The sequence below is a fragment of the Herbidospora sp. RD11066 genome (genome assembly GCF_054661255.1).
The window spans coordinates 883,839-906,363 of the sequence record NZ_BAAGDO010000002.1; the positions used below are offsets into that span (position 1 = coordinate 883,839).

The window sequence follows — 22,525 nt, forward strand, 5'->3', positions numbered from 1 at the left end:
ATCAGGACCGCGGGCGTCCGGTGCTTCCCCTGATCATCAGTTCGGTGCCGAGCTCCACGCGCCGCTGGAGGAGCGGCTCGCCCTCGGCGAGGTTGATCAGCATGGTGGTGGCCGTCGCGCCCATCTCGATCAACGGCTGACGGACGGTCGTGAGCGGCGGAATGGCCGCTCTCCACGCGGGCATGTCGTCGAAGCCGACCACGCTGAGGTCCTCGGGAATGCGCAGCCCCAGCTGGTGGGCGGCGTGGTAGACGCCGATGGCCTGACCGTCGTTGGCGGCGAAGACCGCCGTCGGCGGCCGCTCCAGTTTCATCAGCCGGCGGGTGTGGAGGTTGCCGTCGTCGAGCGCGAACGTACCGTGGCAGATGAGATCCGGGTCGACGGGCACACCGGCGGCGTCGAGGGCGGCCCGGTAACCGTCGAGGCGGGCGCGGCTCGACAGAGCGAAGTCGGGGCCCGTGATCATGGCGATCCGCCGGTGCCCCAGTTCGAGGAGATGGCGGGTGGCCTCCAGCCCTCCGCTCCAGTTGGTGGCCCCGACCGAGGGCACCCCCCGGCCGGGATCTCCCGCCGGGTCGAGCACGACCAGGGGGACCTCACGGGTCGCGAGCAGGAGCCGCTGTTCCTCGGTGGGCCCGGAGAAGACCGTGATGACACCGGCGGGACGGCGGCTGAGCACATCCTGGATCCACTGGTGATCAGGCACGTGCCGGCCGCCGAGCTCCGAGATCACCACGCTCAGGCGGTGCTGCCCGGCCACCGACTTGACGCCCTTGATGATCTCGATCGGGTAGTCACCGGCCAGTTCGTGGAAGACGAGCTCCACGAGGCCCGCGGGTTTGACGCGGCGGCGCTGCCGCCGGAACCCGTGCTCGCGGATGAGGCCTTCGACCAGCTCGCGGGTGTCGGGCCCGACCTCGGAGCGGCCGTTGACGACTTTGGAGACGGTGGCCACCGACACCCCTGCCATCTCGGCGAGCTGGGCGAGGGTCAGGGCTTCAGCCGGACCGGCATGGGGGGCATCGTCGGTCGAGGTCATACGGGAATTCTATGGGTGTTTTCGGACGCCACGTGAGGTCGTTTCCGCTGCTGTCCCCCGGTCCGGTGATTCCGCCTGAAGACCACCGGCCGAAAATTTTCTCTACGTTTTCGAAACTTTTCTGAGTCGCGATTGACCCACCCTCTGACCTCCTGACGAATCACCGCCGAAATCTACGGTTGCCAACAGGTAACTTCTGTGAAATTTTCACAGGCACGGACCGAAAGGTGCAGTCCCTCTCGAGGCGAAAGGGCAGGCCGGGCGACATCCCGATGCCAATGCGCAGCTCAGCGAGGGTGACGGTGCGTTGACGCCGAAGCGGCAGTTGGGTGTACTCGGGCGACCACGAATCCACACGGGAGTTGACCATGCCCCTCCGTAACTCCGAATGTTAGCGGTAACAACTTTCGGAGACCGTCCGACCCCATGGTGAACCGCGATTCTCCGAGGGCGCTTCCCGGGCGCGAAATGTTACCGCTAACAGCATTCCGGACCGCCACCCGTCCCGACCCTCTGCAAGGAGCTCCCCCCATGTCCTTGAGCCGTCGCCAGCTGTTCCGGGCCGCGGGCGCGACCGTCGCGTTCTCGGCCGCAGGCCAGGTGATCGGTACCTCCTCCGCCCAGGCCGCGCTCCCCTGGGCGCGGGCCGACATCGGTGCCGCCGCCTACGAGTTCGACCTCGGCCAGGTGCGGCTGACCTCGGGCCGCTGGCTCGACAACCAGAACCGCACCCTCGCCTACCTGCGCTACGTCGACGTCGACCGGTTGCTGTACGTCTTCCGCGCCAACCACGGCCAGTCGACCGCCGGCGCCTCGCCCAACGGCGGGTGGGACGCCCCGAGCTTCCCGTTCCGTTCGCACATGCAGGGCCACTTCCTCACCGCCTGGGCCCAGGCGTACGCCGTGCTCGGCGACACGACCTGCCGGGACAAGGCGAACTACATGGTCGCCGAGCTGGCCAAATGTCAGGCGTCCAACGGCTACCTGTCGGGTTTCCCCGAGTCGGACATCACGGCCGTGGAGAACCGCACCCTGTCGAACGGCAACGTGCCCTACTACTGCGTCCACAAGACCCTCGCGGGCCTGCTCGACGTGTGGCGGCTCATCGGGAACACCCAGGCCAGGACGGTGCTGCTGAACCTCGCGGGCTGGGTCGACACCCGCACGTCGCGGCTCTCGTCGTCGCAGATGCAGTCGATGCTCGGCACCGAGTTCGGCGGCATGAACGCCGTGCTGACCGACCTCTACCAGATGACCGGCGACTCCCGCTGGCTCGCCACCGCCCAGCGGTTCGACCACGCCGCCGTCTTCAACCCGCTCGCCTCGAACCAGGACCAGCTCAACGGCCTGCACGCCAACACCCAGGTCCCGAAGTGGATCGGCGCCGCCCGCGAGTACAAGGCGACCGGGACGACCCGCTATCGCGACATCGCCGCCAACGCGTGGAGCCTGACCGTCAACGCGCACAGCTACGTGAACGGCTCCAACAGCCAGGCCGAGCACTTCCGCGCCCCCAACGCCATCGCCGGTTATCTGAGCCGGGACACCGGGGAGGCGTGCAACTCCTACAACATGCTGAAGCTCACCCGCGAGTTGTGGCTGCTGTCGCCGACCCGGGCCGACTACTTCGACTTCTACGAGAACGCGCTGATCAACCACCTGATCGGCCAGCAGAACCCCTCCGACAGCCGGGGGCACGTCACCTACTTCACGCCGCTGAACCCCGGCGGGCGGCGCGGCGTCGGCCCGGCGTGGGGCGGCGGCACGTGGAGCACCGACTACACCTCCATGTGGTGCTGCCAGGGCACCGGCATCGAGACCAACACCAAGCTGATGGACTCGATCTACTTCCACAACGGCACCACGCTGTTCGTGAACCTGTTCGCGCCCTCCACCCTGAACTGGTCGCAGCGCGGCATCACGGTCACCCAGACCACCTCCTACCCGGTGAGCGACACCACGTCGTTGCAGGTCACCGGCAACGTCTCCGGCACCTGGTCGATGCGGATCCGGATCCCGGCCTGGACCCAGGCCGCGACGATCAGCGTCAACGGCGTCCAGCAGAGCGTCACCGCCACCCCCGGCTCCTACGCCGACCTCAACCGCTCCTGGACCTCCGGCGACACCGTGACCGTGCGCCTGCCGATGCGCGTGGTCATGAAGGCCGCCAACGACAACGCGAACCTCCAGGCGATCACCTACGGCCCGGTCGTCCTGTCGGGCAACTACGGCGACACCTCCCTCTCGGCGGCCCCGGCGCTGACGCCGTCGACGATCACCCGGACGAGCACGTCGTCGCTGGCCTTCACCGCCAACGGCTCGGTCAACCTCGGGCCGTTCCACGACGCCCACAACCACAACTACGTCGTCTACTGGAACACCGGCGGCCAGGGCGGAGGCGGCGGCGACGCGAGTTTCCGGCTGATCAACGCCGCGAGCGGGCTGGCGCTCGGCATCCAGAACATGTCGACCGCCGACGGCGGGCTCGCGCTGCAGTGGACCGACAACGGGACCGCCGACCACGACTGGGTGCCGATCGTCGACGGCAACGGCCTGCGGTTCCACAACGTCAACAGCGGCAAGGTCCTCGGCGTCGAGAACATGTCGACGGCCGACAACGCCCGCGTCCTCCAGTGGGCCGACAACGGCACCGCCGACCACCGCTGGACGATCACCGACAACGGCGACGGCTCGGTGCTGATCCGCAACGCCAACAGCGCCAAGCTCCTGGGCATCCTGAACGGTTCGACCGCGAACGGCGCCCAGGCCGTCCAGGGGCCGCAGGCCGGCTGGCGGTTCGTGCCGAACGGCGGGCGGCGGATCCAGAACGTCGGGACCGGCATGGTCCTCGGCGTCACCGGCATGTCGACGGCCGACGGCGCGCTGGTCGTGCAGTGGAGCAGCACCGGCACCGCCGACCACTTCTGGACGGCGGTCGTCGACACCGGCGGCTACCTGCGGTTCCGCAACAACAACAGCCAGAAGGTGCTGGCCGTCGAGAACGCCGGCACCGCGGCCGGCTCCCGGATCCTCCAGTGGGCCGACACCGGTGCGAACGACCATCGCTGGCGGCTCCGCTACGGCTCGAACGCCGCCTTCCGCATCCAGTGCGCCAACGGCGGCCGGGTCCTCGGCCTGTCCGGCACATCCCAGGGAGCCCAGGTCGTGCTGGCCGACGACAGCGGCTCGAACAACAACCTCTGGAGGTTCGTGTGAGACGCCTGCTGGCGGTCTTCTCCGCGTTACTGCTGGTGGGGGTGTTCGTCACCACCCAGCAGGCGTCGGCCGCGACGGTCGACACCAACGCCTGGTACGTGCTGGTCAACCGCAACAGCGGCAAGGCCCTGGACGTCTACAACCTCGCCACCAACGACGGCGCCCGCATCACGCAGTGGACCCGCAACAACGGCAACCAGCAGCAGTGGCAGTTCGTCGACTCGGGCAGCGGCTACTACCGGATCAAGTCGCGCCTCAGCGGCAAGGTCCTGGACGTCTCCGGCGTCTCCACCGCCAACGGCGCGGCGGTCGTGCAGTGGGCCGACCTCAACGGCTCCAACCAGCAGTGGCGGCTGGCCGACAGCGACAGCGGCTACGTGCGCTTCATCGCCCGCCACAGCAGCAAGGCCCTGGAGGTGCAGAGCGCCTCGACCGCCGACGGCGGCAACATCGTCCAGTACGACGACTGGGGCGGCGCCAACCAGCAGTGGCAGCTCGTGCAGGTCGGCGGTGCCACCCCGACCCCCACGCCCACCCCCACACCCACGCCGTCCGGCGGTAGCTACACCAACCCCGTGGTCTGGCAGGACTTCGCCGACGGCGACATCCTCCGGGTCGGCGACGCCTACTACTACTCGGCGTCGACCATGCACTACTCCCCCGGCGCCCCGATCCTGCGGTCGTACAACCTGGTCGACTGGGAGTACGCCGGGCACTCGGTCCCGAGGTTGGACTTCGACTCCAACGCCTACGACCTCAACGGCGGCCGCGCCTACGTGAAGGGCATCTGGGCCTCGACCCTGAACTACCGGCCCAGCAACAGCACCTACTACTGGTACGGCTGCACCGAGTTCAACCGCACCTACGTCTACACCGCCTCCGCCGTCGACGGCACGTGGACCAAGCGCGCCCGCATGAACCAGTGCTACTACGACGCCGGCCTGCTGGTCGACACCAACGACACGATGTACATCGCGTACGGCAACAGCACGATCAGCGTCGCCCAGCTCTCCTCGGACGGCCTCAGCCAGGTCCGCGCCCAGCAGGTCTTCCAGACCCCGTCGAGCGTGGGGACGCTGGAGGGCGCCCGCTTCTACAAGCGCGGCAACTACTACTACATCTGGCTCACCCGCCCCGCCAACGGCCAGTACGTGCTGCGTTCGACCAGCCCGTGGGGCCCGTACGACATGCAGCAGGTCCTGCTCAACATGCCCGGACCGATCTCCGGTGGCGGCGTGCCGCACCAGGGCGGGCTGGTCCAGACGCAGGGCGGCGCCTGGTACTACATGTCGTTCGTCGACGCCTACCCCGGCGGCCGGGTGCCCGCGCTCGCGCCGATCAGCTGGGTCAACGACTGGCCGGTGATCCAGACGGTCAACGGCGGCTGGGGCGTCAACTACACCAGGCCCAACATCCAGACCAGCCGCACGGTCGCCTCGATGATCGGCCCGGACACCTTCACCGGCAGCACGCTGGGCCACCGGTGGGAGTGGAACCACAACCCCGACACCAGCCGGTTCTCCACCGGCAGCGGCCTGCGGCTGCAGACCGCCACGGTCACGGGCGACCTCTACAACGCCCGCAACACGCTGACCCACCGCATCCAGGGCCCGACGTCCACGGCGACGATCGAGCTCGACTACTCGTCCATGGCCAACGGCGACCGCGCGGGCCTGGCCATGCTGCGCGACCAGTCGGCGTGGATCGGGGTCAGGCGCGACAACGGCGCCTACCGGGTCTCGATGACCAACGGCCTGACCATGAACAGCTCGTGGGCGACCACCGGCACCGGCAGTGAACAGGCGGGCGCGACCATCTCCGGCGGCCGGATCTGGCTGAGGGTGAACGCCGACATCCGGCCGGGATCGGGGCGGGTGGCCCGCTTCTCCTACAGCACCGACGGGACGAACTTCACCACCCTCGGACCGGCCTTCACCCTGAACAACGCCTGGCAGTTCTTCATGGGCTACCGCTTCGGGATCTTCAACTACGCCACCTCGGCCCTCGGCGGCGCGGTGACCGTCCGCCGCTTCGACCTCACCACTCCCTGAAAGGCATGCTCCCGTGAAACGACTCTTATCCGTGGTCACCGCGGCGCTGCTCGGCGCCGGCCTTTCGGTGGCACTGACCGGGCCCGCCGAGGCGGCCTCGACCCTGGGCGCCTCGGCGGCCGAGCGCGGCGGGCGCTACTTCGGCGCGGCCATCGCCGCCGGCCGGATGGGCGACTCGACGTACATGAACATCCTCAACACGGAGTTCAACCAGGTCACCGCCGAGAACGAGATGAAGTGGGACGCCACCGAACCTTCGCGTAACAGCTTCAGTTTCAGCAATGGCGACCGGATCGCCAACCACGCCATCTCGCGCGGCATGAAGATCCGCGGGCACGCCCTGCTCTGGTATCAGCAGATGCCGAGCTGGGCGCGCTCGATGGAGGGTTCGGACCTCCGCAGCGCCATGATCAACCACGTCACCCGGGTCGCCTCCTACTACCGGGGCAAGATCCATTCCTGGGACGTCGTCAACGAGGCGTTCGCCGACGGCAACAGCGGCGGACGCCGCGACTCCAACCTCCAGCGCACCGGCAACGACTGGATCGAGGCCGCCTTCTACGCCGCGCGCAGCGCCGACCCGAACGCCAAGCTCTGCTACAACGACTACAACACCGACGGGATCAACGCCAAGAGCACCGGCATCTACAACATGGTGCGCGACTTCAAGTCGCGGGGCGTGCCGATCGACTGCGTCGGTTTCCAGTCCCACCTGGGCACCTCGCTCTCCAGCGACTACCAGGCCAACCTGCAGCGCTTCGCCGACCTCGGGGTCGACGTGCAGATCACCGAGCTCGACGCCACCGGCGGTTCCAACCAGGCCAACGTGTTCGCCTCGGTGACCCGGGCCTGCCTCAACGTGGCGCGGTGCACCGGCATCACCGTCTGGGGCATCCGCGACAGCGACTCGTGGCGCGGCAGCGACAACGCGCTGCTGTTCGACTCCTCCGGCAACAAGAAGGCCGCCTACACCGCGGTCCTGAGCGCCCTCAACAACGGTGCCACCCCGACTCCCACCCCCACGTCGGGCGGGGGCATCGACACCAGCGCCTGGTACGTGCTGCTCAACCGCGGCAGCGGCAAGGCCCTGGACGTCTTCGGCCAGTCCACGGCCGACGGCGCCCGCATCACCCAGTGGAGCCGCAACAACGGCACCAACCAGCAGTGGCAGTTCGTCAGCTCCGGAAGCGGCTGGTACCGGCTCAAGTCCCGCCTCAGCGGCAAGGTCGTCGACGTCTCCGGCGCCTCCACCGCCAACGGCGGGGCGGTCATCCAGTGGACCGACGGCAACGGCACCAACCAGCAGTGGCGGGTCGCCGACAGCGGTGGCTACGCCCGCTTCATCAACCGCAACAGCAGCAAGGCCCTGGAGGTGCAGGGAGCCTCCACGGCCGACGGCGCCAACGTCGTCCAGTACGACGACTGGGGCGGCACCAACCAGCAGTGGCAACTCGTCCGCGTCGGATAAATCGGAGCAAACGTGAAATTCAAACCCATCGCCATCATCGCCGCCCTGATAGCGGCCCTGTTCGTGGCCTTACCCTCGGCCAACGCGGCCACCGTCGACACCAACGCCTGGTACGTCCTGGTCAACCGCAACAGCGGCAAGGCACTCGACGTCTACAACCTGTCCACCGCCGACGGCGCCCGCATCACCCAGTGGACCCGTAACAACGGCAACCAGCAGCAGTGGCAGTTCGTCGACTCCGGCAGCGGCTACTACCGCATCAAGTCCCGCCTCAGCGGCAAGGTCCTAGACGTCTCCGGCGTCTCCACCGCCAACGGCGCCGCGATCATCCAGTGGAGCGACGGCAACGGCACCAACCAGCAGTGGCGCCTGGCCGACAGCGACAGCGGCTACGTCCGCTTCATCGCCCGCCACAGCAACAAGGCGCTCGAGGTCCAGGGCGCGTCCACGGCCGACGGCGGCAACATCGTCCAGTACGACGACTGGGGCGGCGCCAACCAGCAGTGGCAGCTCGTCCAGGTCGGTGGCGGCACCAACCCCACCCCGACCCCCACCCCGACCCCCACGCCGTCACCGTCGCCGACGGGTTCGTGCAACCTGCCCACGACCTACCGCTGGTCGTCGACCGGCGCGCTGGCGCAGCCGCGTTCGGGCTGGGCGTCGCTGAAGGACTTCACCGTCGCCCCCTACAACGGCCAGCAGCTCGTGTACGCCACCACGCACGACTTCGGGTCGAGCTGGGGTTCGATGAACTTCGGCCTGTTCAGCAACTACTCCCAGATGGGCTCGGCCAGCCAGAACCAGATGAATTCGGCCACGGTCGCGCCGTCGCTGTTCTACTTCGCCCCCAAGAGCATCTGGGTGCTGGCCTACCAGTGGGGTGGCCCGGCCTTCTCCTACCGGACCTCCACCAACCCGACCAACGCCAACGGCTGGTCGTCGGCGCAGACGCTGTTCTCGGGCAGCATCTCCAACTCGGGCACCGGCCCGATCGACCAGGCGCTCATCGGCGACGACCAGAACATGTACCTGTTCTTCGCCGGTGACAACGGCCGCATCTACCGGGCCAGCATGCCGATCGGCAACTTCCCCGGCAGCTTCGGCACCAGCTACCAGACCATCATGACCGACAGCACGAACAACCTGTTCGAGGCCGTCCAGGTCTACAAGCTGGCCGGCCAGCAGCGCTACCTGATGATCGTCGAGGCCATCGGTTCCCAGGGCCGCTACTTCCGGTCCTTCACCGCCACCAGCCTCGGTGGTTCGTGGACCGCCAACGCCACCAGCGAGAGCAACCCCTTCGCCGGCAAGGCCAACAGCGGCGCCACCTGGACCAACGACATCAGCCACGGTGAGCTCCTGCGCACCAGCGCCGACCAGACCATGACGGTCGACCCCTGCAACCTGCAGCTCCTCTACCAGGGCCGCAGCCCCAGCTCCGGTGGTGACTACGGCCTGCTGCCCTACCGGCCGGGCCTGCTGACCCTCCAGCGCTGACCCCCTGAACAGGTCCCGGGCGCGAATTCGGGAGCGCTCATCGCGCCCGGGACCCTCCCACCCCCCTCACCTCGACCGCCGGAAAGGGATGATCAGGTGAAACTCCTGGTCCTGTGCGCGCTTCTCCTCACGGTGCTGATGCCGACGTCGGCGCGGGCCGACAACCCCGTCGTCCAGACGATCTACACCGCCGATCCGGCGCCGCTCGTGCACAACGGCCGCGTCTACCTCTACACCGGCCACGACGAGGACGGCTCCACCTACTTCACGATGCGCGACTGGCGCGTCTACTCCTCCTCCGACATGGCCAACTGGACCGACCACGGCTCGCCGATGAGCCTGGCCACCTTCTCCTGGGCCGACGCCAACGCCTGGGCCGGTCACGTCGCCCACCGCGACGGCAGGTTCTACTGGTACGTCCCGGTCCGCCAGCGTTCGACCGGCCGCATGGTCATCGGCGTGGCCGTGGCGAACAGCCCCACCGGGCCCTTCACCGACGCGCTGGGGCGGCCGCTGGTCGACAACAACGAGATCGACCCCAACGTCGTCATCGACGACGACGGCCAGGCGTATCTCTACTGGGGCAACCCCCGGCTGGCGTACGTGCGCCTCAACGCCGACATGATCTCCTACTCCGGCGGCATCAATTACGTCTCGCTCACCGCCGCCGGGTTCGGCGCGCGCAGCGGCAACGCCCAGCGGCCGACGCTCTACGAAGAGGGGCCCTGGGTCTACAAGCGGGGCGGCCTCTACTACAACGTGTTCGCCGCCGAGTGCTGCTCGGAGTTCATCGGCTACTCCACGGCTCCGAGTGCCACCGGGCCGTGGACGTATCGGGGAACGGTCATGCCGCGGCAGGGCGGGAGCTTCACCAACCACGCGGGAATCGTCGACTTCGCGGGCGGGTCGTACTTCTTCTACCACAACGGCGCGCTGCCGGGCGGTGGCGGTTTCACCAGGTCGGTGGCGGTGGAGAAGTTCACCTACAACTCCGACGGCACCATCCCGACCATCAACATGACCACCGCCGGGCCTCCCCAGGTGGGCACGCTCAACCCCTACGCCCGCCAGGAGGCCGAGACGTCCGCCTGGGCACAGGGCGTGGAGACCGAGACGTCCACCGAGGGCGGGATGAACGTCGGTTTCATCGAGAACGGCGACTACCTCAAGGTCAAGGGTGTGGCCTTCGGCAACGGAGCGACCTCCTTCACCGCGCGGGTCGCCTCGGGCACCAGCGGCGGACGCATCGAGGTCCGGCTCGGCGGCGCGACCGGCACGCTCGTGGGCACCTGCACCGTGCCCGGCACCGGCGGCTGGCAGACCTGGACGACGGTCACCTGCCCGATCTCCGGCGCGACCGGCACCCGCGACCTCTACCTGCGCTTCGCCGGGAACAGCGGCTACCTGTTCAACCTCAACTGGTGGCAGTTCACCGGCGGCGGCATGGGCGGGGAACTGCTGACCAACGGCACGATGGAGAACGGCACCACCGGCTGGACGTCCTCCGGCGGCACACTGTCGTCGGCGACCAACGTCGCCCACGGCGGCAGCCGGTCACTGCTCACCTCCGGTCGTACCGCCTCCTGGCAGGGCCCGCACCAGAACGTGACCTCGGTGCTCACCAGCGGCAGGAGCTACACCACGAGCGTCTGGGTCCGTTCGCAGAGCGGGACCCCGAGCGCGAAGGCGACGCTGACCCTCACCGCGAACGGCACGACGAACTACGTCCAGCTCACCCCGGCCCAGACGGTCAACGCGAACGGATGGACCCAGCTCACCGGCACCGCGACCGTCTCGTGGTCCGGCACGCTGACCAACGCCTCCTTCTACGTCGAGACGTCCTCCGGCACCGACGGCCTCTACGTGGACGACGCCTCCCTCCAGTGACAGGAACTCCCATGAGCAGGAAGACGACCCGGGCGCTACTGGCCCTGACGGTGCTGGCGGTGACCTTCACTCCCATGACGCAGGCGCAGGCGCTGAACAACGGCGTGGGCCGCACCCCGCCGATGGGCTGGAACACCTGGAACACCTTCGGCTGCAGCATCAACGAGACCCTGATCAAGCAGACCACCGACGCGATGGTCGCCAACGGCATGCGCGACCTCGGCTACCAGTACGTCGTCGTCGACGACTGCTGGATGGACCAGAACCGCGACTCCTCCGGCAACCTCCAGCCCAACCTGTCGAGGTTCCCGAGCGGCATGAAGGCCCTGGGCGACTACATCCACGCCCGCGGCATGAAGTTCGGCATCTACCAGGCCCCGCTCGACCGCACCTGCGCCCAGTACTTCGGCGCCTACCCGGGTGCGACCGGCAGTCTGGGCCACGAGGCCCAGGACGCCCGGCAGTTCGCCGCATGGGGCGTCGACTACCTCAAGTACGACTGGTGCTCGCCCACCGGCAGCATCAACGACCAGATCACGGCCTTCGCCAAGATGCGCGACGCGCTCGCCGCGACGGGCCGGCCGATCCTGTACAGCATCAACTCCAACAGCATCCACGACAAGACGGGGCCGCGCCGTAACTGGGGCGACATCGCCAACATCTGGCGCACGACCGAGGACATCACCAACACCTGGAACTCGGGCCAGACCAACGGCTACCCGATGGGTATCCAGAACATCGTCAACGTCAACGCGCCGCTGTCGGGCTACGCCGCGCCCGGCTCGTTCAACGACCCCGACATGATGGTGGTCGGCCGGGGCGGCATGAGCGACACCGAGATGCGCAGCCACTTCGCCCTGTGGGCGATCATGGCCGCGCCGCTGATCGCGGGCAACGACGTGCGCAACATGGACGGCGCGACGTCGACGATCCTGAAGAACGCGAACCTGATCGCCATCAACCAGGACTCCCTCGGGCTCCAGGCCGGCCAGATCGTCAGCGACGGCACCCGCCGCATCCTGGCCAAGCGCCTGAGCAACGGCGACGTCGCGGTGGCGCTGTTCAACCAGAGCGGCAGCACCCTCACGATCAGCACCACCGCCTCGGCGATCGGCCTCAGCGGGAGTTCGTTCTCGCTGCGCGACGCCTGGAGCAACGCCGTCACCTCGACGAGCGGGACCATCTCGGCGAGCGTGCCCGCCCACGGCACCGTCGTCTACCGCGTCAGCGGCGGCACGCCGTCGACCTCGACGAGGATCCAGGGCGCGGCGTCGGGGCGCTGTCTCGACGTCACCGGCGCCGCCCAGGCCAACGGCACCGCCGTGGTCCTGTGGGACTGCAACGGCCAGGCCAACCAGCAGTGGACCGCCACCTCGGCCGGTGAACTGCGGGTCTACGGAGGCAAGTGCCTCGACGTGAACAACAACGGCACCGCCGACGGCACTGGCGTCCTCATCTGGGACTGCAACGGCCAGAACAACCAGAAGTGGCGCCTCAACTCCGACGGCAGCATCACCGCGATCGGTGCGAACAAGTGCCTGGACGTGTCCGGCAACTCCACCGCCAACGGCGCCAGGATCCAGATCTGGACCTGCACCGGCGGCAGCAACCAGCGCTGGACCAGGGGGTAAGGGAATGTCCGACTACTCACGCAGGCAGCTGTTCCGCTTCGGCGCGGCCGGCGCCGGGGCCGCCATGCTGCCCTTCCAGTGGACGGCGGTCGCCCGCGCCGCCGCCGCCCCGCCGTCGGAGGCGAACGACCTCGCCCTCTGGTACGACGAGAGCGCCGGCACCGACTGGCTGCGCGCCCTCCCGATCGGCAACGGCCGCCTGGGCGCCATGGTGTACGGCAACGTCGACACCGAACGGCTCCAGCTCAACGAGGACACGGTCTGGGCCGGCGGGCCCTACGACCAGAGCAACACCCGGGGCGCCGGGGCGCTGAGCCAGATCCGCCAGGCGGTGTTCCAGAACAACTGGAGCACGGCCCAGAGCCTGATCGACTCCAACATGCTCGGCCGCCCCGCCGGTCAGCTCGCCTACCAGACCGTCGGCAACCTGCGGCTGTCGATCGGCAACACCAGTGGCGTCTCCAACTACAACCGCTACCTCGACCTGACCACGGCGACCACCGTGACCACGTACACGCAGAACGGGATCGGTTACCGCCGGGAGATCCTGGCCAGCGCGCCCGACCAGGTGATCGCGATCAGGCTGACCGCCGACCGGTCGGGCTCGATCGGTTTCTCGGCGACGTTCGACAGCCCGCAGCGGGTCACGCGGTCGAGCCCCGACGGCTCGACCGTGGCGCTCGACGGCATCTCGGGCGACTTCGAGGGCATCTCGGGCCAGGTCCGGTTCCTGGGGCTGGCCCGCGCCGTCATCGACGGCGGCAGCGTCAGCAGCTCCAGCGGCACGCTCACGGTCAGGTCGGCCAACAGCGTGACCGTGCTGGTGTCGATCGGCTCCAGCTACAAGAACTACCGCGACGTCAGCGGCGACTACCAGGGCATCGCGCGCGGTCATCTGAACTCCGCGGCGTCCCGTTCCTGGGACGACCTGCGGTCGCGGCACGTCGCCGACTACCAGCGGCTGTTCAACCGCACCACGCTCGACCTGGGCCGGACCTCGGCGGCCGACCAGCCGACCGACGTGCGGATCGCGCAGCACAACAGCGTCAACGACCCGCAGTTCGCGGCGCTGCTGTTCCAGTTCGGCCGCTACCTGCTGATCTCCTCCTCCCGGCCGGGCTCGCAACCGGCCAACCTCCAGGGCATCTGGAACGACTCGCTGGCGCCGTCGTGGGACTCGAAGTACACGATCAACGCCAACCTGCCGATGAACTACTGGCACGCCGACACCACCAACCTGCCGGAGTGCTTCGACCCCGTGTTCGCGATGATCAACGACCTGACGGTCACCGGCGCCCGGACCGCCTCGGTCCAGTACAACGCCGGAGGCTGGGTCACCCACCACAACACCGACGCCTGGCGTGCCACCTCGGTCGTCGACGGTGCCTTCTGGGGCATGTGGCAGACCGGCGGCGCCTGGCTGGCCACGCTGATCTGGGAGCACTACACCTTCACCGGTGACCTCGACTTCCTGCGCACCTACTATCCGGCGATGAAGGGCGCGGCCCAGTTCTTCCTCGACACGCTCGTCCAGGAACCGAGCCTGGGCTATCTGGTCACCAACCCGTCGAACTCTCCCGAGCTGGCCCACCACAGCGGGGTGAGCGTCTGCGCCGGGCCGACGATGGACAACCAGATCCTGCGCGACCTGTTCAACGGCGTCGCCCAGGCCAGCCAGACCCTCAGCGTGGACGCCTCGTTCCGCAGCCAGGTGCTGGCCGCCCGCGACCGGCTCCCTCCGATGAAGACGGGCGCACGCGGCAACATCATGGAGTGGCTGTACGACTGGACCGAGACCGAGCAGTACCACCGCCACGTCTCCCACCTCTACGGACTCCACCCCAGCAACCAGATCACCAAGCGCGGCACCCCGGCCCTCTACACCGCCGCCAAGCGCACACTCGAGTTACGCGGCGACGACGGCACCGGCTGGTCGCTCGCCTGGAAGATCAACTACTGGGCGCGGCTGGAGGAGGGCGCCCGCGCCCACACCCTGCTCCGCCTGCTGGTCACCACCTCCCGCCTGGCCCCGAACATGTTCGACCTGCACCCGCCGTTCCAGATCGACGGCAACTTCGGCGCCACCTCCGGCATCGCCGAGATGCTGCTCCAGAGCCACAACGGCGAGCTGCACGTGCTCCCCGCCCTGCCCTCGGCCTGGCCCGGCGGCAAGGTGGCGGGCCTGCGCGGACGCGGCGGCTACACCGTCGGCGCGACCTGGAGCTCGGGCCGGGCCACCGAGATCCTGGTGAAGTTCGACCGCGACGGCACCGTCCGGGTGCGCAACGCGGTGTTCACCGGCACCGTCCAGGTGGTCGACGTCTCGACGGGCGGTTCGGTCACCGTCACCAAACCCGAGTCCGACGTCGTCGCACTCACCGGGCAGGCCGGCCGCACCTACCGCCTCACCGGAACGGGCACGCCCTCCACCTGGGTGAGGATCGCCAATGCCACCACCGGGCTCGTGCTGGACAGCGGCGGCAACGTCGCCACGGGCTCGGTGGTCAAACAGTGGAACTACGACGGCTCGACGAACCTGCAGTGGCAGCTCGTCGACCTGGGAAGCGGGTGGTACCGCATCGTCAACCGCACCAACGGCATGGTGATCGACAGCTGGGGCGTCACCACCAACGGCGCGAGCGCCCGCCAGGCGGCCTGGAACGGCGGCGTCAACCAGCAGTGGCGGCTGGCCGCCACAAGCAGCGGGCGCCACCAGATCGTCAACCGCGGCACCGGCACGTCACTTGACGGCATGGGCAACGCCACCGCCGGTTCGACCGTGGCCCTGTGGGCGCCGAACACCAACACCAACAACCAGTGGACCCTCACCACGATCTGACCCTTCCCACCCGCGGTCCCCGGGACAGGTTTCACGCCTGTTTCGGGGATCTTGCTGTGAGCCCTTGTCTGGAGTGGCGCGCCACTTTACAGTTTGGGGCGAAAGGTTCAGAAAATAGTCCGAAAATAACAGCCGTCCTCTTTGACCTCATGTCCGGTTGAGGCGCTCCGCCTCCCGCCCATCCGAAGGGTCTCGCGTGTCCTGATCGAATCCCCGGCCTGGTTCGCCGCCCACTTCTGTTAGCGATAACAGGCCGGGCACGTATCCGATCCCCCTCCCCGCCGTTCTCCACACGCTTGGAGCGGAAATTAACGAACGGCTTCTCGCATCGAAATGTTAGCGATAACAGATTGATGGACGCGCCGCCGTGTCTGGAGTTCGTCATGCCCTTTTTCCCCCGCCTACGCCCACCGTCCGGAACCACCGCCTCCCGGTTAGGGAGAATCGCCGTCGCGCTCGGTTGCGTCGGCATGCTGATCCCCGGCGCCGCCAACGCCGCCCACGCCGACGATGCGTGGTCGCCCGCCTCGTCGTACACCTCGACCGACAGGGGTGACGGCACCTACAGCGTCCCGCTGCTGCGCTCCGACGTGCCGGACATCGGTGTCGAGCGGGTTCCGGCCGCCGAGAACGACGAGGGCCGCGACGTCTATTACATGATCAGCACCACGATGCACATGAGCCCGGGTGCGCCGATCATGAAGTCGTACGACCTGGTGAACTGGGAGACCGTCAACTACGTCTTCGACCGGGCGGGCATCGGAGACGCGTTCTCCCTGCGCAACGGGCAGAACTCCTACGGCCAGGGGCAGTGGGCGTCGTCGCTGCGCCACCACGACGGCATGTTCTACGCCGTCTTCAACACCAACAACCTGGGCGGCGCGTACATCTACCGCACCGACGACATCGACGACGGGAAGTGGGAGCGCACGGCTCTCGGCCGGGGCCTGCACGACCCCTCGCTCTTCTTCGACGTCGACGGCACCCCCTACATCTTCTACGGCTCCGGCGGCACGAGCGCGGTCCGCCTCAACGCGGGCCTGACGGCCATCGCGCAGGACTACCCGAACATCTTCACCGCGAACGACTACGCGGGTAGGCCGTACATCGGCGGTCTGTTCGAGGGCGCGCAGTTCTACCACATCGACGGCTGGTACTACGCGGTCATCATCACCTGGCCGTCCGGGCAGGGCCGTCAGGTCGTCATGTTCCGGTCGAAGGACCTGCTCGGCCGCTACACCTCGGCGGGCGGCGTCAACACCTACGAGGCGCGCGGGGTGCTCAACTCGGGCGGCTTCGCCCAGGGCAGCCTGGTGCCGATCGCGCGTGAGGGCGGCCTGACCGACTGGTACGGCATGTTCTTCCGTGACACCTTCCCCGTCGGCCGCATCCCCGCGCTGATCCCCGCCACCTGGCAGGACGGCTGGCCCACCTTCAGCCCTGCTCAGGTCGACGGCGTGTACGACAAGCCGATCCGGCTCACCCCCGAGCAGGAGACCTTCGAACGGCAGAAGAGCATCGTCGCCTCGGACGACTTCGCCAACGACGCCCCCCGCAAGGCGTTCACCGACGAAGAGTGGACGGTCCCGCCACCGCCCGCCATCGACGAGTCTCTCATCGGTGTCGAACTCGTCCAGAACCCGGGCTTCGAGGCCGAGGCCACCACGCCGTGGGCGGCGCAGTTCGGCGCGGTCCTCAGCCGGGACACGACCGGCCCTGCAGCGGGCGCGGCGGCGCTGAAGGTCGGCAACCGCACGCTCAACGGCTCGGGCCCCCACCAGTTCCTCAACGGCAGGATGCAGCACGGCGTCACCTACACCGTCTCCGCGAAGATCAAGTACACCTCCGGCCCGAGCAGCATCCGGTTCAACCTCGCGGCCGACTGGGGCGCCGGCGTGCAGGTCATGACGTTCGGGAACGTGCCGATCGGCCAGTGGACGACGGTCTCCGGCCGGTTCACCGTGCCGACCACGGCCAACCTGAACAACTTCAAGTTCGCCGTGGAGACGCCCTGGGCCAACCCGCAACCGGCCTCCTCCAGCGTCGAGTACCTGATCGACGACGTCTCGATCGTCGGCCTCCCGCCGACGGCCGAATATCCCACCGAAGAGGAGATCGCCCCCAACGGGTCGCGGCTCGACCTGGCCTGGGAGTGGAACCACGCCCCCGACAACCGCCTCTGGTCACTCACCGACCGCGACGGCTGGCTCCGCCTGACCACCGGCAAGCCCGTGACCGGCCAGTACGTCTACACCAAGCTCTCCAACCGGGCCGAACTCGCGTGGCTGGAAGAGGCCCGCAACACCCTGACCCAGCGCACCTTCGGGCCGCGCCAGTCGGTGGAGACCCGGATGGACGTCTCCGGCATGAAGAACGGCGACGTCGCCGGGCTGGCCGCCTTCAACCGCGGATTCTCCTACGTGGCGGTCAAGCGCAGCGGCGGCGTGAACACGCTGGGCGTGGTGAACCGGCCGCAACCGTTCGGGGTCGACCTCGACCAGGCGTCGCTGGAGGCCTTCGTCCCCGGCACGACGGTGCCTCTCGGTGACGCCGCCCAGGTGTCGGTGAAGGCCGACCTCGACTTCGCCGCACCGGTCGGCCAGCTCTGGACGACCTTCTACTACAGCCTCGACGGCCTGACCTGGACCCGGCTGGGCAACCGCGTCGGCCCGCAGACGCTCGACGGCAGCCTCGCCCACTTCATGGGCCACCGGGTCGCCCTGTTCACCTACGCGACGCAGGAGAAGGGCGGGCGGGTCGACTTCGACCACTACCTGCTCAGCGACACCCTCACCGCGCAGAACCTGCCGCTCGACACCGCCGATCTGGACGCCGCGATCGCCCACGCCGGCACGCTCGACGAGTACTCCTACCCGGCCGCTGCCTGGGCCGACGCGCAGAAGGCGCTCACGGCGGCGAAGGCCGCACGGGCCGGCGCGTTCGGCACCCAGAACCAGATCGACGCCCCGGAACGGGCGCTCGCCTACCAGCTCGCCCAGCTCGGCGTGCTCGAGATCGACGTCTCGGTCGAGCACATCGCCGCCCTCATCGACCGGTTCGTGGCGGAGGGCGGGACCAACGCGAGCAGCGGCGTCCGCCTGCACAAGGAACTCGACCGCGTCGTCGCGGCCATCGAGAAGGACAAGGACCCCAAGAAGATCATCAAGGTGATCGAGAAGTTCAAGAGCGGGGTCATGGACCACCGCGTCGAGGCCGACGACATCGTCCGCACCACCCTGCTCCGCGCAGCCGACGCCCTGATCGTCCACTGGGGCGGCACCCCGAGGAACAAGGAGAATCTCTCGTGAAATTACGCTCGCACCTCGCCGCGATCGTGACCGCCATCGCGATGCTGGGCACGCTGCCCGCGGCGCCCGTCCAGGCCGCAGGTCCGGACCTCATCGTGAACGGCGGCTTCGAATCGGGCCTCACCGGCTGGTTCCCGAACAACGGGAACGCCGCCGACACCGCCGCGCTGAACCCGACGACCGACGCCTACTCCGGGTCGGCGGCCGTCGCGGTCACCCAGCGGATGACGACCGGCTCCGGCCCGATGCAGGACCTGTCGGGCAAGGTGCAGGCGGGCAAGACCTACTCGGTCACGGCCCGGGTGAAGTACGAGAACCCGAGCAGCCCGGCGACCAAACAGTTCTTCGTCACCATGCACTACGGCGGGGGGACGTACACCAACCTCGGCACCGTCACCACGCCGCGCGGGCAGTGGGGCCTGATCCAGGGCACGTTCACCATCCCCGCGGCGCAGAGCGTGACGACCGCGCGGATCTTCGTCGAGACCCCGTGGACGCAGACGCCGTCGGCGGCGCCCGCCACACACCTCATGGACTTCAAGGTCGACGACGTGACGCTCCGCGAGTTCGTCCCGTCGACCACGATCGAGGTGCTCGGCAAGAACCCCGGTGAGGGCAACCCGCTCATCTCGCACAAGTTCGGGGCCGACGGCAACGCCTTCGTCCACGACGGCCGCGTATACCTCTACATGACCAACGACACGCAGGTGTACAACCCGGGCCCGAACGGGATCTCCCCGACCAACACCTACGGCGGCATCAACACCATCACCGTCATCTCCTCCGACGACCTGGTGAACTGGGTCGACCACGGCGAGATCCCGGTCGCCGGGTCGAGCGGGATCGCCAAGTACGCCGGCAACTCCTGGGCTCCGGCGATGGAGAGCAAGGTCGTCGACGGCAAGGAGAAGTTCTTCCTCTACTTCGCCAACAACGGCGCCGCCACCGGCGTCATCGTCGGCGACTCGCCGGTCGGCCCGTGGCGCGACGAGCGCGGCAGCCTGCTGATCACCGGTCAGACGCCGGGCGCCTCCAACGGCGTGAACTGGCTGTTCGACCCGGGTGTGTTCATCGACGACGACGGCCAGGGCTACCTCTACTTCGGTGGCGGCGGCGACGACAACTCCGACAGCTACGAGAACACCAACCACCCCAAGTCGACCCGGGTGATCAGGCTCGGCGAGAACATGACCAGCACCGTCGGCTCGGCCGAGGTCATCGACGGGCCGCTCATGTTCGAGGCGGGCCACGTCTTCAAGCGCGAGGGGAAGTACTACTACTCGTACTCCTCGAACTTCGGCTTCGGCGGCCCGATCGACCCCGCCGGTCCGCCGACCGGGGCGATCGCCTACATGGTGGCCGACAACCCGATGGGGCCCTGGACCGCCGACACGTACAAGGGCGTGATCTTCCGTAACCCCGGCAACTTCTTCGGCGCCGGGGGCAACAACCACCAGTCGGTGTTCAAGCTGGGCGACGACTACTACTTCACCTACCACGCCCAGACGCTCAACCGCCGCATCACCGGCGGCGCGACCCAGGGTTTCCGCAGCCCGCACATCGCCAAGCTCGACTTCAACGCCGACGGCACGATCAAGGAGGTGCTCGGCACCTACGACGGCGTCGAGAAGATCCGCGACCTGGCCCCCTACCGGGTGATCGAGGCCGAGACCATCGCGTGGCAGCAGGGCATCGCCACCAAGAAGGTCGACGGCTCGTCGGCGGAGTTCGGCGCCCTGGCCCCGAACCTCGTGCTGCACGACGTCGACAACGGCGACTGGACCTCGCTCGCCTCGGTCGACTTCGGTGAGAAGGGTGCCACCGCTCTCACCGCGAAGGTCAGGCCGCTCGTCGCCGGCGGCAGGATCGACGTCCGGCTCGGCAACCGCACGGCGCCCGTGGTCGCGACGATCCCGGTCGACGCCCCGCTCAACGCCTGGACCGAAATGACCACCGAGGTCAGCGGCCTGACCGGCGTCCACGACGTCTACTTCACCTACGCCGGACCGGCGAACGCCGATCTGTTCGAGGTCGACTCGTGGGCCTTCGAGAGCAAGACCGTTGACGAGACCGCTCCGGCGATCGAGATCTCGGGCGTGGCCGACAGCGGCGACAGCGCGGATCTGCAGATCGGCTGGGAGGCCACCGACGACGAGTCGGGCGTCGCCACGACCACCGCGACCCTCGACGGGCAGCCGGTCCAGCCCGGCACGCTCACCCTCTACACGCTGGCCCTGGGTGAGCACGTGCTGACCGTCACCGCCGCCGACAACGCCGGGAACCAGGCGGAGAAGACGGTCAGGTTCACCGTCACCACCTCGGTCGCGGACCTCTCGGCGCTGATCGACCGGTTCGCGGCGGAGGACAAGACCAACGCGAGCAGCGCGGTCCGTTTGCACAAGGCGCTCGACCGGGTCATCGCGGCCATCGCCGAGGAGAAGGACGACAAGAACGTCGTCAAGGCGATCGAGAAGTTCAAGAGCGGGGTGAAGGACCACCGCGTCGAGGCCGACGAGATCGTCCGGACCACCCTGCTCCGCGACGCCGACGCCCTGATCGTCGGCTACGGAGGCACGCCCAGAACCTAGGCGAGCCGGGTGCGGTGGCCGTCGAGCCGCAGTCTGAGCATGGGGGCCACCGTGCCGCCGAAGTGGGCCCGGTCGACCGGGCCCCGGTAGTCGAGGAAACCGACCACCCGCAGGTCGTCGAGCACCATCCAGGCATAGGCCTGGTCGGGCTGGGCCTGCGGGTTCCCGATGACCAGGCCCGACCCGTTGAGCGGTTCCCAGGGTCCCTCCAGTGAGGGCGCGACGAAACCGTAGAGGCCGGTCGGGGCGGCGTCCGCCGGCTCGAACGACTGGCGGTGCGTGCAGAAGAACAGGTAGAACAGGCCGCCGTGGACGACCACGTGGGGGCGTTCGATCTCGCGGTTGATCCCGTCGGCGACCAGGAGCGGCCGGTTCTCCGAGCCGGGGCCCGTGAGGGCGATCGCGCCCATGTGGCGCTCGCCCCACGGCACCGAGGCGGCGATGACCAGGCGGCCCCGGATCCAGGCGGGGTCACGCCACGCCCGGATCCTCCCGGGTCCGCCTTCGATGTCGTCGGCGGGCAGGAAGTATCGCGCGTCCGGGCGCGCGATCTCGTGGTGGACGCCGTCCCTGGCCTCGAACACGCGCTGGACGAAGGTGGGCCGTTCCTCGCCCCGGTATCCGCTCGCGGTGTAGAAGACCGAGATCGTGCCGTCGGCGCGGCGGATCGCGGTGCCCGACCACTCGCGGCTGCCGGGAGACTCGCCGTCGGCGAAGACGTCGCCCAGGTCGATCCACTTGCCGTCGTCGAGGGCGAGCTTCCTGATCCGGGCCACGTCGTGACGGTCCTCCGGATGGCCGACCACCGGGGCGGCCAGGCCCATCCAGAGTTCGCGGCCGTCGAAGAGGGCGGTGGCACCGTCCTCTTCCTGGATCGGCCACATGTCCCACAGGTCGAAGCCGGGCAGCGCCGGTTCGACCGGGCCGGTGATGAGGGGCGCGGTCGTCGCGGGGTCCTCGGTGATCAGGTCGAGGTGACGGCGGGTCCACAGAGTGGTCAC

Annotated in this window: 11 protein-coding genes; 9 read left to right on the forward strand and 2 right to left on the reverse strand. The window is 68.5% G+C overall.

Features of this window, described 5'->3' with window-relative positions:
* Position 1: 1 nt before the first annotated feature.
* On the reverse strand, positions 2-1,039 hold the full coding sequence (locus ACYQ78_RS09875) for a LacI family DNA-binding transcriptional regulator (RefSeq protein ID WP_459800446.1): 1,038 nt from the start codon (positions 1,037-1,039) through the stop codon (positions 2-4).
* Between the two features lie 531 nt (positions 1,040-1,570).
* Here ACYQ78_RS09875 and ACYQ78_RS09880 point away from each other — a divergent pair.
* From ACYQ78_RS09880 to ACYQ78_RS09920, 9 genes are all read left to right on the forward strand, one after another.
* Positions 1,571-4,255 (forward strand): beta-L-arabinofuranosidase domain-containing protein, encoded by a 2,685-nt coding sequence (locus tag ACYQ78_RS09880; RefSeq protein ID WP_459800447.1) that lies wholly within the window; start codon positions 1,571-1,573, stop codon positions 4,253-4,255.
* Positions 4,252-6,306 (forward strand): RICIN domain-containing protein, encoded by a 2,055-nt coding sequence (locus ACYQ78_RS09885; RefSeq protein ID WP_459800448.1) that lies wholly within the window; start codon positions 4,252-4,254, stop codon positions 6,304-6,306. Before ACYQ78_RS09880 ends, ACYQ78_RS09885 begins: the two co-directional genes overlap by 4 nt.
* A 13-nt stretch (positions 6,307-6,319) precedes the next feature.
* Positions 6,320-7,774: an endo-1,4-beta-xylanase gene (locus tag ACYQ78_RS09890; protein WP_459800449.1), complete on the forward strand. Its 1,455-nt coding sequence runs from the start codon at positions 6,320-6,322 to the stop codon at positions 7,772-7,774.
* Positions 7,775-7,786: 12 nt separating this feature from the next.
* Positions 7,787-9,271 (forward strand): non-reducing end alpha-L-arabinofuranosidase family hydrolase, encoded by a 1,485-nt coding sequence (locus ACYQ78_RS09895; protein WP_459800450.1) that lies wholly within the window; start codon positions 7,787-7,789, stop codon positions 9,269-9,271.
* 96 nt (positions 9,272-9,367) lie between these two features.
* Positions 9,368-11,158, forward strand: a complete 1,791-nt coding sequence (locus tag ACYQ78_RS09900; protein WP_459800451.1) for a family 43 glycosylhydrolase — start codon at positions 9,368-9,370, stop codon at positions 11,156-11,158.
* A gap of 11 nt (positions 11,159-11,169) precedes the next feature.
* Complete coding sequence (locus tag ACYQ78_RS09905) at positions 11,170-12,789, forward strand: glycoside hydrolase family 27 protein (protein ID WP_459800452.1); 1,620 nt, start codon at positions 11,170-11,172, stop codon at positions 12,787-12,789.
* Between the two features lie 4 nt (positions 12,790-12,793).
* A complete protein-coding gene (locus ACYQ78_RS09910) occupies positions 12,794-15,628 on the forward strand; it encodes a glycosyl hydrolase family 95 catalytic domain-containing protein (RefSeq protein WP_459800453.1) in 2,835 nt (944 codons plus the stop codon).
* 470 nt (positions 15,629-16,098) lie between these two features.
* Positions 16,099-18,936 carry a family 43 glycosylhydrolase gene (locus ACYQ78_RS09915; RefSeq protein ID WP_459800454.1) on the forward strand — a complete coding sequence of 946 codons (2,838 nt, stop codon included), beginning with the start codon at positions 16,099-16,101 and terminating at the stop codon, positions 18,934-18,936.
* Complete coding sequence (locus ACYQ78_RS09920; RefSeq protein WP_459800455.1) at positions 18,933-21,524, forward strand: family 43 glycosylhydrolase; 2,592 nt, start codon at positions 18,933-18,935, stop codon at positions 21,522-21,524. The genes ACYQ78_RS09915 and ACYQ78_RS09920 overlap by 4 nt, the downstream gene beginning before the upstream one ends.
* Here the strand turns inward: ACYQ78_RS09920 and ACYQ78_RS09925 are convergent.
* Positions 21,521-22,525 carry a glycoside hydrolase family 68 protein gene (locus ACYQ78_RS09925; RefSeq protein ID WP_459800456.1) on the reverse strand — a complete coding sequence of 335 codons (1,005 nt, stop codon included), beginning with the start codon at positions 22,523-22,525 and terminating at the stop codon, positions 21,521-21,523. The genes ACYQ78_RS09920 and ACYQ78_RS09925 overlap by 4 nt on opposite strands.